Source organism: Chryseobacterium lathyri (assembly GCF_003290185.1).
GTDB classification, from domain to species: Bacteria; Bacteroidota; Bacteroidia; order Flavobacteriales; family Weeksellaceae; genus Chryseobacterium; species Chryseobacterium lathyri.
This window is the reverse complement of record NZ_QNFY01000002.1, coordinates 363,807-381,489: the sequence shown is the minus strand read 5'-3', so window position 1 is coordinate 381,489 and position 17,683 is coordinate 363,807. Positions and strand designations below refer to the sequence as shown.

The window sequence follows — 17,683 nt, the reverse complement described above, 5'->3', positions numbered from 1 at the left end:
TTATTTTAGATACAGCTGTTAATATTTCTTAATATTTTAAACAATATGCCAAAAGAAAATTATGTTTAAAATAGTACTTTAAAAATATATCTATATAAACACATAGACACTAGCAACTTATCGGCTTTTGAAGCAGTCTATATTTTTCACGTTTAAGGTTAAACAATCACGATATTGAATATTTAAGTATTTTAGAATTGCATAAAGATAAATTTACATAAATTTGCAAGATTATAAAAAATAGTTATATGAGTTGTGGATGCAAAACATCCGGCGATTCTGCCCATTCTTGCGGACCAAAAAAAACCGCGAATGGCTGTGAAAGTGTAAATACCTGTGGTAATAGTTATAAATTAAGTGTTTTCGACTGGCTTTCTAACATCAACAACCCCGCATCGAACAGGTGTGATCTTGTGGAAGTTAGATTTAAAAATGACAGAAAATCGTTTTATAAAAATGTAAATAATATTCCTTTACATATAGGTAGCGTAGTAACAGTAGAATCGAGTCCCGGACACGATGTAGGCGTTGTAAGCCTCACCGGAGAATTAGTAAAGATTCAGATGAAAAAGAAAAAATTTCCTGAAGAATCTATACTTAAAATATACAGACAGGCTAACCAGAAAGACCTTGAGGTTTGGCAGGAAGCCAGAAAAAAAGAAGACAGTGTAAAGATTGAGGCGAGAAAAATCGCTCATAGAATAGGTCTTGAAATGAAAGTCACGGATGTGGAATATCAGGGAGATTCTTCCAAGATCACATTCTATTATACCGCTGACAACCGAGTGGATTTCAGACAGTTGATCAAAGAGTACGCTGGTGCTTTCAGAACCAAGATCGACATGAAACAGATCGGGTTCAGACAGGAAGCTGCAAAAGTTGGAGGTATAGGTTCATGTGGAAGGGAGCTTTGCTGCTCGACCTGGCTTACGGATTTCAGATCTGTGAACACGAATGTCGCCAGATATCAGCAGCTGAGCATTAATCCTCAAAAGCTTGCAGGACAATGCGGTAAGCTGAAATGCTGCCTGAATTATGAACTGGACAGCTACCTTGATGCACTAAGCCACTTCCCTTCTTCTTCAACTACCCTGGATACGGAAAAAGGAAGAGCATTCTGCATTAAAATAGATGTTTTCAAAAAGAAAATGTGGTTTGCTTACGTAGACAGTTCTATGGCATGGTATGATTTTGATATCGACCTTGTTAAGAAATTAATCGCCAAAAATAAAAGAGGCGAAAAAATCCTTCCTTTAGAAGATCTTAAGCAGCCTGACAGCCCAATTCAGACCATCGACCTGATCCAGGAAAACAACATGGACAGGTTCGAAAAGAAGAACAGAGGCAACAACAGGAACAGAAACCAGAACAGACCCAACAACGGGCAAAACCAGGGAGGACAGCAGGGGCAAGGCCAGGGACCAAAGAAAAGAACGGAGAGATCCGAGAGACCTGACAGAGCAGAAAATCCTAATGCTAATGCCGGAAATCAGCCAAGACAACAGCAAAAGCAGCAGCCTAAACCGCAGCCAAAAGCACAAACGGAAAAAACGGATGTTTCTTCAGACCCTGAAAAAAAACAACAGAACCCGAACAAGAAAAATTTTAAAAAGAAATACCCCCCAAAAAAAGATAAAAATGCGTAAAATTTTAGGATTATTACCTCTTATTCTTTTCTTTAGCTGCAATTCCTCTTCAGGAGAGAATGTCATAATGAATTCCGTTAATAACAAATGGAATAAGAAAAGTGAGCAAAAATTTAATCTTGAAGTTTCAGATCCGCAGAATCCTAAAAATATTATATTTGTTGTAAGAAATAACAACAGTTACCCTTACAGCAATATAAGATTTATTGTCAATTTCACCAATCTCCAGAACAAAAATAAGGAAACAGATACCCTGAACTATGTACTGGCAAAACCAAACGGAGAATGGCTTGGTACAGGTTTTGGTGATACGAAGGAGGCATTATTTCAGTATAAAATGAACTATAAATTTCCGGGAAAAGGAAAATATGAAATCAGCCTGATCCAGGCGATGAGAAATGACAACCTTCCGGGAATTGAAGACGTTGGAGTAAAAGTAGAAACGGCTAAACCGTAACCATAAATGGAAGACAACAGACAAAATGCAGGAAACAAGGGAAAAACCTTCCCCCTTCCTCCCAAAAAAAAGAAAGATACCTCTTGGAAAAGATGGGTTAGATTCATTTGGATCGGACTCATTGCGGTAGTTTTAGGTATTTCAGGACTTTTCTTTGCTGTTTCCCAGGGATTTCTTGGAGAAATGCCGGATGTAAAGGAACTTGAAAACCCTGATATCTATGTCGCCTCTGAAATCATTTCATCGGACGGTATTTTACTGGGGAAGTTTGAAAAGGAAAAAACACAGCCAATTACCTACAAACAGCTTCCTCCCTATCTTATCTATGCATTACAGGCAAAGGAAGATGAGCGTTTTAAAGAGCATTCGGGAATTGATTTAAAATCTATTCTAAGAGCTGTCAGATATGGAGGAGACAGAGGTGGGGGTTCTACAATCACGCAGCAGCTTGCTAAACTACTATTTACCAAAGAGCCATCTAAAAACCCTATCAAAAGGGTTATACAGAAACTAAAGGAATGGTCCGTTGCAGTAAGCTTGGAAAAACGATATACTAAGGAAGAAATTATCACATTATATTTCAACAAGTTCGACTTTACATACAATGCGAACGGTATTGAAATGGCTTCCAAAATTTATTTTAATAAAACAACTTCCCAACTTACCCTTCCGGAGGCAGCAGTTTTCGTAGCCATGTTAGAAGCGCCTATCGCTAATAACCCTATGAGAAATCCTGAACGAGCAAAACGAAGAAGAGATGTTGTTTTGCAGCAAATGTTTGAAACGGGTTATATAGACCAGGCAACCTATGATAAGGCAATTAATACACCTGTTGAGGTAGATTATCATCCGATCAAAAACATCAATGATGACTATTCTGCTTACTATAAATTCTATTTAAGAAAGGAAATCGACAAGTATCTTGAAGGTTACGAGAAAGAAACAGGAAAGAAGCTTAATCTTTACAAAGACGGTTTAAAAATATATGTAACTCTTGATTCAAAAATGCAGAAATATGCAGAAGAGTCCATCAAAGAGCATTTAACAGACCTTCAAAAAAGATTTGATGCTGAACAGAGAGGCAGAAAAAACAGACCGTTCTACTATTTAACGGATAAGCAGGTAACCAGCGTAATGACTCAGGCGATGAAAAGAACCGGTCGTTACAAACAACTGAAGGCCGCCGGAGTTTCTGAAGATTCTATCTTACTGGAATTCCATAAGCCAATAAAAACTTCCCGCTTTACGTGGGCTGGTGAAGAAGAGGTTGAAATGTCACCTTGGGACTCCATCAGATACCACAAACAGATTGCACAGGCAGGCTTAATGTCTATGGTTCCGGGAAGTGGAGAGATCAAAGCATGGGTAGGAGGCATAGACTGGCAGCATTTCCAGTATGACCACATCAAGCAGGGTAAAAGACAGGTGGGATCTACATTCAAGCCTTTCGTATATGCTACAGCAATCATGAAACTTGGTATGACGCCATGCTCTACGGTTTCCAACGGTACTTATGACCATAAAGGATGGCATGTTCCGGGAAGAGGAGGAATGCTTACTTTAAAAGATGCCCTGGCTCACTCTCAAAACCCGGTAGCTGCTCGTCTTATTGAAATGACGGGTGTAGATGCCGTTATTCAGACAGCAAGAGACCTGGGAGTTACAGAAGACATCCCTAGAAACAATACTATTGCTTTAGGTTCATCAGATATTACCATTTATGAAATGCTTGGTGCCTACAGTACTTTCGCCAACTACGGAAACTACAATAAACCGGAAATGATCTGGAGAATTGAAGATGCCAACGGAAGAGTGATCAAAGAAGTAAATGTAGAACCGAAAGAAGTAATGAACCCAATGTACGCCTATACCATGATCGAGCTGATGAAGGGTGTTGCGCAATACGGTACCGCTTCAGGAGAATTAGGAAGAAGAGGGATCTCAAAAGGCGTGGAAATCGCGGCTAAAACAGGTACTACACAGAACAACTCTGACGGTTGGTTCATGGGAATCACCCCGAAACTGGCAACAGGAGCCTGGGTAGGTTGGGAAGACAGAGCAACTCACTTCTTCGGAACCGGTGAAGGCCAGGGTGCGAAAATGGCATTACCAATATGGGCCATTTTCATGAAGAAGGTATGGGCAGACAAGTCTCTGGGAATTAGTCCTGACGATAAGTTCACCAGACCATCAGACTGGAAAGACGGATGTTCGAATTTAAAAGGCCTGGGTGAAGGATATGGAGATGATGGTGGACTTCAGACTATTGATGAGATCAAAAATCCAAGACCGGTAGAGCCAACACCTAGAAACAATCCGGAAAAGAAAGAAGAAAATATCAATGACAATCTTCACTCCACCGATGAGGTAGATTTCAATAAATAAATTCTCTTTTAGAAATATACAAGACCTTTCAATAATCTGGAAGGTCTTTTCTTTTATAATTAATATCTTTGATCTATGAATATTGAACAGATCAAACAGCCTTTTACCGATATATTTCCAGGAGATCTTTCCGGCAACCCGATGCAGAGAAACACCCCTAAAGTTTTATTTGCAACTGTAAAGCCGGCCGGTTTTGATGAGCCAGAGCTAATTGCCCTTAATGAAGTTTTATCCGAAGAGATCGGACTAGGACAATATGAAGAAAAAGACCTGGATTTTCTCGTAGGAAATAACCTTCCTGAAAATGTAAAAACGTATGCTACCGCTTATGCCGGGCATCAGTTCGGAAACTGGGCAGGACAGCTGGGAGACGGAAGAGCGATACTGGCCGGGGAAATCATCAATAAAGATGGGAAGAAAACAGAAATTCAATGGAAAGGTGCCGGGGCAACACCATACTCAAGGCATGCAGACGGAAGAGCGGTGCTGAGGTCTTCAGTACGTGAATACCTGATGAGCGAAGCTATGTACCACCTGGGAGTTCCTACAACCAGAGCCTTAAGCCTTGCTTTTACCGGTGAAGATGTGGTAAGGGACATGATGTATAACGGAAATCCTCAGCTGGAAAAAGGAGCAGTTGTAATCAGAACTGCAGAAAGCTTTCTCCGTTTCGGGCATTTTGAACTGCTTTCTGCACAAAAGGAATACAATACCCTGCAGGATCTGGCAGATTTTACGATTGAAAATTATTATCCGGAAATTACAACAGACGGAGTTCAGAAATACAAAGACTTTTTTGAAAAAATAGGCACCAGGACAGCAGACCTTATGACTGAATGGTTCAGGGTCGGGTTTGTTCATGGCGTGATGAATACTGATAATATGTCTGTTTTAGGCCTGACCATAGATTACGGACCCTATTCGATGATGGATGAATATGATCTGAACTTTACCCCGAATACAACTGACCTTCCGGGAAGAAGATACGCCTTTGGAAAACAGGGTCAGATATCGCAGTGGAATCTCTGGCAGCTGGCAAATGCCCTTCATCCACTCATTAAAGACGAAAAGTTTTTAGAAGACACTTTAAACCGGTATGGAACCTATTTCTGGGAAGCTCATGATAAAATGCTATGCAAAAAATTTGGATTCGATGAATTGAGGGAGAGTGATGAAGAATTTTTTACTAACTGGCAGGGGTTGATGCAAGAACTTCACCTAGATTATAAGCTGTTTTTTAATCAGCTGGAAAAATTGAGTCCCAATAGCGATATTAAATCTCTTTTTGAAAATATTTCCTACTCTGTTTTGAATGACGAGAAAATAAAAAAGCTTGAAGATTTTACAAAGAAATATGAGGCAAGATTATCATCCAACACGATTTCAAAAGAAGAATCATTATCACTTATGCAACAGTCAAACCCAAAATTTACACTGAGAAATTATCTTCTTTATCAGTGCATCGAAGAGATAGATACCGGAAAAACAGAAATGCTGGGAAAACTCACTCGTGCTCTGGAAAATCCTTATCAAGAATTGTATCCCGAATTTTCTGTAAAAAGGCCTGCAGCTTATGATGACACCACCGGATGTTCTACACTTTCCTGCAGTTCTTGACGAATAAATTACAATTTTACATCACTTTTGCTAAATTATTTACATCATATTATTAATTTTACTAATTTTAGAAAAAATTAATATTATGAAAAAAATTCTACTATCTCTAAGCTTAATGCTTACAGGAGCCACTACTCAAGCACAAACGGTATTATTAAATGAAAATTTCGATTCTTACACAGATTTCGTAATTACGGGATTTGGTAACTGGCAAACCTTAGATCTAGACCAACTTAACACTTATACAGGAGGAACAGACGACCCAACATGGAATAACGCTGGTGCCCCTATGGCATATCAAATTTTTAACCCTGCTGCTGCTGGTGTAACTAATGCAACAACAGGAACAGAGGTGAGAAATTTCGATCCTCACAGTGGTCAAAAATATGCTGCTTGTTGGGCAGGTGTTCCAGATATTGCTACTGCCAACAATGACTGGCTTATATCTCCTTCCGTAACATTAGGAGCCGCTTCTAATTCACTTTCATTATGGGTAAAATCAATGTCTAACTCGTATGGATTGGAGAAATATAAAATTGGCGTATATATTGGTTCAGGTACCCCTACATCTTCTGCAAATTTTACTATTATTTCAGGTGCCGCCTCATTATCAGCTCCTTATCCAAACTGGGAACAAAAAACGTATTCTCTAGATGCTTATGCTGGACAAACAGTTCGTATTGGTATTCAGTGTGTTTCCCCTAATGCTTATATGTTTATGGTTGATGATGTAAAAATCACAACTGGAACTCTTGCAACTGATGAAGTAGGAGCAAAAACAAAAGCAACAAACATCTATCCTAACCCAACAAAAGGAGAGATCAATATTAAAACTGATAAAAAAATCAAATCTTCAACAGTTTTAGACCTTTCTGGAAAATCAGTATTGAAATCAACATCTGACAAAGTAGATATCTCTTCTCTTTCAAAAGGAGCATATTTGCTTCAGGTTGAATTTGCAGATGGAACAGCTACAGCAGAAAAAATAATTAAAGAATAATTACTTTCCATATAATCTTTAAAGCTCACCAAGTCTGGTGAGCTTTTTTATTTTATTTTTGCAAAAAACTGACACGTGTCTTTTACTAAAACAAAACTCATCAACCTATTAAAACAGGTCTTCCCATCTTCTTACACAGAATTAGCAGTATTTATGTTCTTCCTGCTCTGTTACGGAATACTGGGCACCTATATTGCTCTTCATTACAGGATCATTTTTGACAGCAGAATTCCCTGGGATGCCTACTTCAGCTTTGACAACAAAGCGATTGTAATGACCGGCGGAAGCTTTGAGAGACATCCTTTGGCCTACTATTTTTTCAATTGGGTCCGGGAGTTTTCTCTTTTTGTTTCTGGTGGAAAAATGAATGCAACATTCAGACTAACCCTGGCATGGCTTAGCAATATAGCCATAAGCTTATGCATCGTTCAGATTTTTAAGTACCTAAATAATATCATCAGACTTCCATTAAAGATCACCTTACTGCTTGTTTTGTTTTTTGGATTTTTTTCTACAAGTATTATTCTTTCTTTTACTCCGGAGAATTTCACCTACACCTTGCTGTTGCTATGTATTTACAATTATTATGCAGCCGTAAAACTCAGAAAAGAAGAAAAGATACCCGGACCCGCCTTAACGCTTGCCGGAATTACCATTGGAGGTATTACCATCACCAATCTGGCTAAAGTTTTTATTCCCGTTTTATTTGAAAAGGATGTTTTCAGAAGCTGGAAAAAATTTGGAAACGCAGTTTTCCGTGTTGCACTTGCCACGGTGTGCTTTGCATTTCTTTACTTGCTCAGAATAGATTTTAAATATGAAAATATCTTCTCCAAAACCAACCAGCAGTATGAAAAGTTCTCCAATGTAGAATCCATTCCGGACTGGGACATGATGCTTTCTTATTTTTTCGGGGGCAGTATTCTGTTTCCCAGTTTTATGACGACGGATAAGCATAATATGAAAGGATTTAATTTCAAAGGCCTTTTAATGGAGCCCTATTCATCCTTTTTCTGTTATGCTTTTATCATAATATTGCTCGCCCTTATTTTATGGAGTTATTTTAAAAATTTTAAGAATAAACTGGTACAGATTATTGCCATTTCATTCATGTTTGACATTCTGATTCACTGCATTATGCGATTCGGACTCCATACTTCTTATATCTACGCGGGGCATTTTATTTTTGTCTATCCGCTGCTTTTGGGATGGCTTTTTTACGCTTACAGAACGAAACCAAAAATTTTATCATTTTTAGTGTTGACACTGGTTATTCTATTTGCTTTTTTACTGACTAATAACCTGTTCAGAATGTCTGATTTCTTCCAGTTTTTAGATACTTATTACCAATAAAAAAAGCCGGGAAAATTCCCAGCTTTAGTTTGTTATCTCATCTCCGTTATCTTGCTTCAGAACAGAAAATTCTGTATTGTACAGCGATGGCCGATTTGAAGTATTCTCGTATTTTTGACAGGTCTGAAGCTGCACTTTGTTTCGTAAAATAACTTCCTGCCAGAATTTTATAATTCGGTCTTAAAGAAGCATCCGTTTCCACTTTTAGGTTCGGGAATCTTTTTCTGAAATAAGATTTCACTTCGTTAGCCTCTTCGTTACTTTTCACCGTTGTGATCTGGATCTTAAATCCTAAAATCCTTGGATTCTTACGACAAATTTCCGCATTGCTCAGTTCTCTGCTCGGAACATAAATTTTTGGAGGCCTTGGACTCGTCACAATTCCACTGTCTGTATTATTTTCTCTCACCGAAGGACCACCTGCAGTCCTTGAACATTTGTCTTCAATTCCCCCCAAAGCAGTGCTTACTTTGGAATCCATAGTCATAATCAGCTCTGTTCCGGCAAGAGTATCTTTCTGAACAACCTGTTGGGCTTCAACACTATAAAACCCAAATAAAGATAATATTGAAAATATTTTGATTAAATTTCTCATTTAAACTTGTTTCTGCAAATCTATTAAAATTAAAAAATTATACCAAACAACACTATTTAGAATCAATACAAATTAAACGTAAATGATATTTTCCCTTTTCCATATACCGTTAAATTCCTGTTAAAAATATTATTTTTGCCGAATTGATTGGTTCAATATTTTACTAACATAAGATAATTTAAATGATTAGTTGGAGAAAGCATTATAAACAAACGTTGATCGCGATAGGCTTATTGCTATCAACCAGTGCTTCAATTTACGGGCAAGACGGCGATCCTAAAAACGGCGAAAAACTTTTCAAAGCGAATTGTACGGCATGTCACGCGCTGGATAAACAAGTAATAGGACCTCCTTTAAAAGGGGTTGTAGAGCGAGTAAAGACAGAAGGTGGTGTAGACAAAGATTGGCTTCACAAGTGGATCAAAGACAACAAAGCTCTTAGAGCTTCTGGGGATAAATACGCCAATGAGATTTTTGAAAAGTACAACAAAACCGAAATGTTACAGTTTCCAAATCTTACAGATAAGGATATTGACGACATTTTAGCGTTTACAACTAATCCTCCGGCTCCCGAGCCAGCAAAAACTGACGCCAAAGCGCCTGCAACAGACGGAGCAGCTGCAGCATCGGCAGACAAAACAACCACAAGCGTTGTTATTATTTCGCTTATTGCAATAGCAGGTTTATTAGTTTGGATCTTAATTAAACTGAGACAATTGGTTAAATTAGGTCAATCTGAAGACTTAGCCGGCCTTAACGAAACAAGAGTTAAATCTTTCAGCGAAATCTACGAGAAATACCACTACATCGGTAAAGCAGTACTGGGTATCCTTGCCCTTCTGGCCGCTTATGGAGTTTGGAACTGGATCATGTGGATCGGGGTTTACAAAGGATATAAGCCGGAACAGCCTATCTACTTCTCTCACAAAATTCACGCAGGAGAACAGAAAATTGACTGTCAGTTGTGTCACTCCAGTGCCAAATACGGAAAAGTATCTGAAATTCCTTCCATGAACGTGTGTATGAACTGTCACAGAACAATTTCTGAGTATAACGCAGATCACTACATGGAGCCAGGAAAAGATAAAGCATTCTACGACGGTGAGATCCAGAAGATCTATGCAGCTACAGGCTGGGATCCTGCAAAACAGCAGTACACTGGAAAAACACAGCCAGTTGAATGGACTAGAATTCACAACATGCCAGACTTCGTGTACTTCAACCACTCTCAGCACGTAGTAGCGGGTGAGCAGGCGATCATCAATTCTTTCAATAAAAAGAATCCAAACAACAAAATTGATGTTGTATGTAAAGCTTGTCACGGAAAAATTGATACAATGAATGTTGTTCAGATGGCTAATGACTTCACGATGGGATGGTGTATCGAGTGCCACAGAACTACTGAGGTTGATATGAACAACGGTTATAATAAAGAATACTTCAAGAATCTACATGACAAGTTGAAAAAACAATATCCTCAGGATGGCGGTAAGATCACTGTAGATGCAATTGGAGGTCTTGAGTGTGGTAAATGTCATTATTAATAACTAAAAAATTAGAAGTATAAATGGCTTCAAACAAAATACAATTTAGAAGTATTCATGAACTTAAAGATCCGGCTTTGAACAATAAGCTGGCTCAGAAAGAGTTTCAGGAAGAAATTCCGGTAGAAGATTTCCTTGGAGATGCTGAACAGAACGGATCCAGTACTTCAAGAAGAGATTTCTTAAAAATATTAGGATTCTCTACAGCAGCCGTAACATTGGCTGCCTGTGAAGCTCCGGTGATCAAAACGATTCCTTACGTGGTAAAACCACACGATATTATTCCGGGGGTTCCGAATTATTACGCTTCAACTTATTTTGACGGATTCGACTTCGCCAGCGTTTTAGTAAAGACCCGTGAAGGAAGACCTATCAAAATAGATCCGAACCCGGCAGCAGGAGATTTAGGAAAAACCAACGCAAGAGCTCAGGCAAGTGTACTTTCTCTTTATGATAATGATAAAGTAAAACAGCCTAAACTGGACGGTAAAGATGAAACTTTCGATAAAGTAGACAGTTTTATCCTTAAAGGTCTGGCAGATGCCAATGCAGCAGGTAAAAAGATTGTGCTTTTGTCACACTCTTTCCCTTCTCCTACTTTCAAAAAGTTATTTGCTGAGTTCAAAGCTAAATATCCGACTGCTGAACTTGTAACGTATGATGCTTATCCTCACGCTGCGGCTTTAGATGCAGCTCAGGAGGTATTCGGACAGAGAGCATTACCGGTTTATGACCTTAAAGGTTCAGAATTGGTTGTTTCTTTCCAGGCAGATTTCTTAGGAGATTATAACGCTTCAAGCTTAGAAACTTCTTATGCAGCAGCAAGAAAACCGGGACCAAACATGTTGAGACACATTCAGGTGGAATCCAACATGTCATTGACTGGTGCTAATGCAGATGAAAGAGTTAGATTAAAGCCAAGCCTTGTCAATAAAACTTTAGTGGAAGTTTACAACGCAATCGTAGGTGGTGGTACTTCTGATAAGACTGCTTCTGAAATTGCAAAAGAACTTCAAGCAAAAGGCAGCAAAGCTGTTGTTTTTGCCGACGGTTCTAAAGGAGCACAGGTTTTAGCACACTTAATCAACCAAAAATTAGGTTCAGTAGCTTTCACAGGTAAAGCTAACTTCCTTAAAGAATTTGATAAAGCAAGATACCAGGAATTCTTAGGATGGATAAATGCAGGTCAGGTTGGCGTATTGATTGCAAACAACGTAGACCCTATCTACTCCCATCCAAAAGGAGAAGATTTCAAAAAATCCTTAGCTAAAGTTGCTTGTGTAGTAGCTGTAGCTGATAAGAAAAATGAAATGTACAAAGCAGCGAAAGCTGTAATTCCTGTAGCTAACTGGTTAGAATCTTGGGGTGATATTGAACCTCAGACAGGAGTATATTCATTAATGCAGCCAACCATCCAGAAAATCTACAAATCAAGACAGATTGAAGAATCTTTACTGGTTTGGAAAAACGGGAAGAACAATACTGCCAATAATTATTATGACTATCTGAAAGCCAGTTCTGCCTCTATCTTAGGAGCTACTTCTTTCAATAAAGCCCTATATAACGGTATCACGACTTCAAATAATGCAACTGCATTATCTTACGCCGGAGGAAATGCTGCCCAGGCTATTGCTGAACTAGGAAACTTCAAAGCTTCCGAATTAGAATTAGTATTATACACCAAGCCTTCAATGGGTGACGGTACTCAGGCTAACAACCCTTGGCTTCAGGAATTACCGGATCCTATCACAAGAATGTCTTGGGATAACTATTTAACAATTTCTCCTAAAGATGCAGAAAAATTCGCGATTGAAAACGACCTTAATGCAAGAATGCAGCTGGACGGTTCTATCGTAAACCTTACTGTAAACGGAGTAACAATAAAAGATGTTCCTGTATTCATTCAACCGGGACAGGCAGAAGGATCTGTAGGTCTTGCGCTTGGATACGGTAAAAAAGACTCAGGAACAACTGCTGATACTGGGGTAAACGCTTATCCATTATTTGACGGTTCTAACTTAACTGTTTCAGGAGTTAAGATCGAAAAAACTGGAGAAGACCACGAATTTGCAGGTATCCAGCTTCAGAATACATTAATGGGACGTTACGAAATCGCCAAGGAAGTTCCTTTGGCAGAATTCTTAAACGTAGCATTTGATGATGAGCACAAAGGATGGAACAAGCCTTTGGAATATCACACCATCAGCGGAGCTCTTCCGGCAAGAAAGATTGACCTTTGGGATGCTTTCGATGATACGGACGGACCTCACTTCAACCTATCAATCGACTTAAACTCTTGTACGGGTTGTGGAGCATGTATCATTGCTTGTCAGGCAGAAAACAACGTTCCTGTAGTAGGTAAAGAAGAGATCAGAATGTCCAGAGATATGTATTGGTTAAGAATTGACCGTTACTATTCTTCAAGACAGAAAGTAGAAGTATACGAAGGATTGAAAGAAGGAATGGCAGTACCAGAATTGTATGGTACGGCATTCGGAGACGGAGGTGCACTCAACCACCCTGCAGACAATCCAGATGTAATCTTCCAGCCGGTAATGTGTCAGCACTGTAACCATGCTCCTTGTGAAACTGTATGTCCGGTAGCGGCTACTTCACACGGTAAGCAAGGTCAGAACCATATGGCTTATAACAGATGTATCGGTACAAGATATTGTGCTAACAACTGTCCTTATAAAGTAAGACGTTTCAACTGGTTTACGTATAACCTGAATGACAAGTTCGATTTCAACATGAACAACGATCTTGGAAGAATGGTACTTAACCCGGATGTTGTGGTAAGAACGAGAGGGGTAATGGAGAAATGTTCAATGTGTATCCAGGAAACTCAAGCTACAATCTTAGCTGCTAAGAGAGAAAACAGAAAAGTAACAGACAACGAATTCAAAAATTCTTGTGCTTGTGCTGCTGCTTGTTCTACCGGAGCAATGACGTTTGGAGACATGAATGACAAAGAATCTGAAGTGAGAGAATTATACTCCAGCAACAGAAGATATTATTTACTTGAAGAGATTGGCACAAAACCAAATGTGTTCTATCACACTAAAGTAAGAAACAGAGTAGAAAAATAAAGTTTAAATAATAAATAGGTAAAAAATGTCAGGACATTACGAAGCTCCGATAAGGGAACCTCTAATTATTGGTCACAAAACTTATCACGATATCACAGAAGATATTGCACGACCTATCGAAGAAAGAGCAGGTAAACTATGGTGGATTTCACTATATGCAGCCTTAGTTCTATTCATCTACGGATTTGGCTGTATCGCTTATACTATCGGAACAGGTATTGGAGCATGGGGGCTTAACAGAACTATTAACTGGGGTTGGGATATTACCAACTTCGTATGGTGGGTAGGTATCGGTCACGCCGGAACCCTAATCTCCGCAGTATTATTATTATTTAGACAGCGTTGGAGAATGTCTGTAAACAGATCTGCAGAGGCAATGACGATCTTTGCGGTTGTACAGGCGGCCATCTTCCCTGTAATCCACATGGGTAGAGTTTGGGTAGGATACTGGGTATTCCCATTACCTAACCAGTTTGGTTCTCTTTGGGGGAACTTCAACTCTCCTCTACTTTGGGACGTATTTGCAATCTCCACGTATTTCTCAGTATCAACTGTATTCTGGTTCATGGGACTAATCCCTGACTTTGCAATGATCAGAGATAGAGCAAAAACTCCTTGGACAAGAAAAATTTATACATTCCTGGCTTTCGGTTGGGGTGGTAAAGCAAAACACTGGCAGAGATTCGAAGAACTTTCTTTGGTTCTTGCAGGTTTGGCAACTCCACTTGTATTCTCGGTACACACCACGGTATCTTTTGACTTCGCAACTTCGGTTATTAAAGGATGGCACTCTACGATCTACCCTCCTTACTTCGTTGCCGGTGCAATCTTCTCAGGATTCGCAATGGTACAGACCCTGTTGCTGGTTGCCAGAAAAGTATGTCACCTTGAAGAATACATCACAATGTATCATATTGAAATTATGAACATTGTAATTATCCTTACAGGGGGTATGGTAACGGTAGCTTATGCTACTGAATACTTCATTGGATGGTACTCAGGATCCAGATTTGAAGATTTTACTTATCTTTCTCCTGGTGCTGCTGTTGGACCTTACTGGTGGGCTTTCTGGGCATTGATTACTTGTAACTTGATCATTCCTGCTTCATTCTGGTTCAAGAGACTGAGAACGAACATTATCTGGACTTTCATCGTTGCATTGATCATCAATATTGGTATGTGGTTCGAGCGTTTCGATATCATCGTTATCAACCTTTCTAGAGATTACTTACCAGGATCTTGGACTATGTTTAAGCCAACGATCATTGATGTGGGTGTATATTTAGGAACAATCGGATTCTTCTCTGTATTATTCTTACTATACGCAAGAACGTTCCCTGTAATTGCACAGGCTGAATTAAAATCGATTCTGAAAATTTCAGGTGAAACTTATAAAGCAAAAGAAGGAGATGAGCACCACTAAAATTGTATACGGACTTTATGCTGACGACGACGATTTGATGAACGGCGTTAAAGCATTCAACGATAAAGGGATTGCGATAAACGAAGTTTATACTCCATTCCCGGTTCACGGACTTGATAAAGCTTTAGGGTTAAAGAAAACCAGAATTTCTGATGCTGCTTTCTTCTATGCTCTTTACGGTGTTACCATCGGTGCTACTGTAACATGGTATGTGATGAATCATGACTGGCCTCAAAATATTGGTGGTAAACCTGCTTTTGACTGGGCACACAACATGCCTGCATTTGTGGTTCCAATGTTTGAATTAATGGTATTCTGTGCAGCTCACATGATGTCTCTAACATTCCTTGTTAGAAACAAAATGTATCCGGGAGCTCCGGCTCAGAATCCTGATCCAAGAACTACTGATGATAAATTCATGATGGAATTTGTAACTGATGACGTAGAGTCTGTAAAACAGTTGCTGATTGAAACCGGGGTTGAAGAAATAACTGTTAAAGATACTTAAAATGAAAAAGAATGTATTAAAAATTACAGCTGTTTTAGGTTTAACAACGGTTTTACTTAATTCTTGCGGACCAAAAGAAAATACACCATTGGTATATTTTCCTGATATGTACTTTCCGGTAGCTTACGATCCATTGATGAAAGCTCAGGATGCTTATTCAGATCATGAAAATGAAATCCCTGCATTTGTAAAAAATAATGGTGCAACAGGTCTTTCTCCTGTAGAAGGAAGTGTCGCTCAAAATAAAGACGGGATTTTTGAAGAAAGTCTTCTGCCTAAAAATGCAGATGAATATAATGCAGGTTATGACGCCTCCAAAACAATGACAACATCACCTCTTAATCCAGCTAATGCAGCTAAAGATATTGAAAGAGGAAAAATGCTGTTTGATCATACTTGTGCAGCCTGCCACGGAACTGGTGGAGATGGGCAAGGTCCAATTGTACAAAGCGGAGCTTTCTCTGGTGTACCCAACTATGCTGACAGAGAAATTACTGTAGGATCTGTTCATTATGTATTAACTAACGGTAGAAATGCAATGGGATCTTATGCTGGCCAGCTTAACCCTGGTGACAGATGGAGAGTGGCAATGTATGTGATGAGTGCCTTCAAAAAAGGAGCAGCAGCACCTGCAGCAGCTACAACGGCTACAGCTACACCAGCGGCCGCAACAACAGAGACTACTACCGCAACTAAAAAATAAGAAAAGAAATGTATAGTTTTTCACCAAAATTAAAATCAACTTCTATAATCCTTCTTGTTGTAGGTTTAGTTCTATTTGCTATCGGTTTCTTTATGAATAAAGGAATGACTACTGAGAAAATAGAGCACATGATGGAAGCGGTTCATTCTGCCGGTCATACTGCCCCTACACACTCAAGTGAAATGGTAGGACCTCAGGACCATGCGTCTCATTTAGAGCACGCAGAGCTTCAGGTTCACAACCAGCCTCTTGCATCGCTGCATTTTGTAGCTGTCTTTTTCTTTGGAGTTAGTTGTGCTGTATTGTTTTTCTACTGTATTCAGCATGCTGCACATGCAGGTTGGCCTATTATTATTACAAGAGTAATGGAAGCTATTGCTTCTTATATCCCATATGGTGGTGCCATTCTGGTTATTATGATGATATTGAATATCACTCACAATGGCCATTTATTCCACTGGATGGATCCCGAATTGACAGATCCTAATTCTGCACATTTCGATGTGATCCTTTTCGAAAAGAAAAGATTCTTAAACATTCCTTTCTATGCTATCAGAACGATCATTTATGTAGTAGGTGCTTCTTTCTTTGCATGGAAACTTAAAGCTCAGTCTAAGAAAGTAGATGAGACTAAATCTAAAGTAGATTATCAGATGCTTTACAGATGGGCAGTAGGATATATTGCATTCTTCGGATTTGCTTCTGCAGCTTGGGCTTGGGACTGGTTGATGTCTATTGATCCACACTGGTATTCTACAATGTATATCTGGTATTCAATGGTGAGCTGCCTTTCAAGTGGAATCGCTGTGATTATCCTTCTAAGTGTTTACCTGAAGAAAAACGGATTCTTACCTCAGTTCAATGACAATCACTTACACGATTTAGGAGTATTCCTTTTCGCTACAAGTATGCTTTGGACATATACATGGTTTGCTCAGTTTATGCTTTACTGGTATGCGAACGTTCCGGAAGAAGTTAACTACTTCTTTGGAAGATTCCAGCACTATGGACCTACGTTCTTACCAATGTTGATCATCAACTTCTTATTACCTTTATTGGTATTAGTAAGCAGCAGCATCAAGAGGAACTACAAAGTAGTAACAACTATGGCTGTAGTGGTTATTCTAGGTCACCTTTTAGATTACTTCAATATGGTAATGCCTGGAACGGTAGGACCTTACTGGAAAAATCCTGAAGTATTCCTATTAATAGCAGGAGCTGTTCTATTTGTAGCAGGATTATTTATGTTTACTGTACTATCAGCTTTATCTAAATTAAAGTTAATTCCTACAGGAAACCCATTCTTACATGAATCTGAAATTTATGAGTATCCTTTCTAAGGACTTGTAACAGAAATAAAATA

General features: G+C 39.0%; 13 protein-coding genes. 12 read left to right on the top strand and 1 reads right to left on the bottom strand.

Annotated features, from left to right (window positions below):
• Positions 1–248 precede the first annotated feature (248 nt).
• From DRF61_RS04075 to DRF61_RS04050, 6 genes are all read left to right on the top strand, one after another.
• Complete coding sequence (locus DRF61_RS04075; protein ID WP_111954311.1) at positions 249–1,646, top strand: PSP1 domain-containing protein; 1,398 nt, start codon at positions 249–251, stop codon at positions 1,644–1,646.
• A complete protein-coding gene (locus DRF61_RS04070) occupies positions 1,639–2,103 on the top strand; it encodes a gliding motility lipoprotein GldH (RefSeq protein WP_111954309.1) in 465 nt (154 codons plus the stop codon). Before DRF61_RS04075 ends, DRF61_RS04070 begins: the two co-directional genes overlap by 8 nt.
• Positions 2,104–2,109: 6 nt before the next feature.
• Positions 2,110–4,488, top strand: coding sequence for a penicillin-binding protein 1A (locus tag DRF61_RS04065; RefSeq protein ID WP_111954307.1), 2,379 nt, complete (start codon positions 2,110–2,112; stop codon positions 4,486–4,488).
• 75 nt (positions 4,489–4,563) lie between these two features.
• Positions 4,564–6,105 (top strand): protein adenylyltransferase SelO, encoded by a 1,542-nt coding sequence (locus DRF61_RS04060; protein ID WP_111954305.1) that lies wholly within the window; start codon positions 4,564–4,566, stop codon positions 6,103–6,105.
• Between the two features lie 85 nt (positions 6,106–6,190).
• A complete protein-coding gene (locus DRF61_RS04055) occupies positions 6,191–7,105 on the top strand; it encodes a T9SS-dependent choice-of-anchor J family protein (RefSeq protein WP_111954303.1) in 915 nt (304 codons plus the stop codon).
• A 75-nt stretch (positions 7,106–7,180) separates the two neighbouring features.
• Entirely contained in the window at positions 7,181–8,458 is a 1,278-nt protein-coding gene (locus DRF61_RS04050) for a DUF6080 domain-containing protein (RefSeq protein WP_111954301.1), read from the top strand.
• Positions 8,459–8,504: 46 nt separating this feature from the next.
• On the opposite strand, the gene DRF61_RS04045 is transcribed toward DRF61_RS04050, so the two are convergent.
• Positions 8,505–9,053: an SPOR domain-containing protein gene (locus DRF61_RS04045; protein WP_111954299.1), complete on the bottom strand. Its 549-nt coding sequence runs from the start codon at positions 9,051–9,053 to the stop codon at positions 8,505–8,507.
• Between the two features lie 182 nt (positions 9,054–9,235).
• Here DRF61_RS04045 and DRF61_RS04040 point away from each other — a divergent pair, with 182 nt between their 5' ends.
• Genes DRF61_RS04040 through DRF61_RS04015 form a run of 6 tightly spaced genes read left to right on the top strand, consistent with a single transcriptional unit; the run spans position 9,236 to position 17,660 of the window.
• Positions 9,236–10,597: a c-type cytochrome gene (locus DRF61_RS04040; RefSeq protein ID WP_111954297.1), complete on the top strand. Its 1,362-nt coding sequence runs from the start codon at positions 9,236–9,238 to the stop codon at positions 10,595–10,597.
• 23 nt (positions 10,598–10,620) lie between these two features.
• Positions 10,621–13,686 carry a TAT-variant-translocated molybdopterin oxidoreductase gene (locus DRF61_RS04035; protein WP_111954295.1) on the top strand — a complete coding sequence of 1,022 codons (3,066 nt, stop codon included), beginning with the start codon at positions 10,621–10,623 and terminating at the stop codon, positions 13,684–13,686.
• Between the two features lie 25 nt (positions 13,687–13,711).
• Entirely contained in the window at positions 13,712–15,109 is a 1,398-nt protein-coding gene (nrfD, locus tag DRF61_RS04030) for an NrfD/PsrC family molybdoenzyme membrane anchor subunit (protein ID WP_111954293.1), read from the top strand.
• Positions 15,096–15,617 (top strand): DUF3341 domain-containing protein, encoded by a 522-nt coding sequence (locus DRF61_RS04025; protein ID WP_111954291.1) that lies wholly within the window; start codon positions 15,096–15,098, stop codon positions 15,615–15,617. The genes nrfD and DRF61_RS04025 overlap by 14 nt, the downstream gene beginning before the upstream one ends.
• Positions 15,610–16,320 (top strand): c-type cytochrome, encoded by a 711-nt coding sequence (locus DRF61_RS04020; RefSeq protein WP_111954289.1) that lies wholly within the window; start codon positions 15,610–15,612, stop codon positions 16,318–16,320. The genes DRF61_RS04025 and DRF61_RS04020 overlap by 8 nt, the downstream gene beginning before the upstream one ends.
• 8 nt (positions 16,321–16,328) lie before the next feature.
• Positions 16,329–17,660, top strand: coding sequence for a quinol:cytochrome C oxidoreductase (locus tag DRF61_RS04015; RefSeq protein ID WP_111954287.1), 1,332 nt, complete (start codon positions 16,329–16,331; stop codon positions 17,658–17,660).
• The last annotated feature ends 23 nt before the right edge of the window (positions 17,661–17,683 follow it).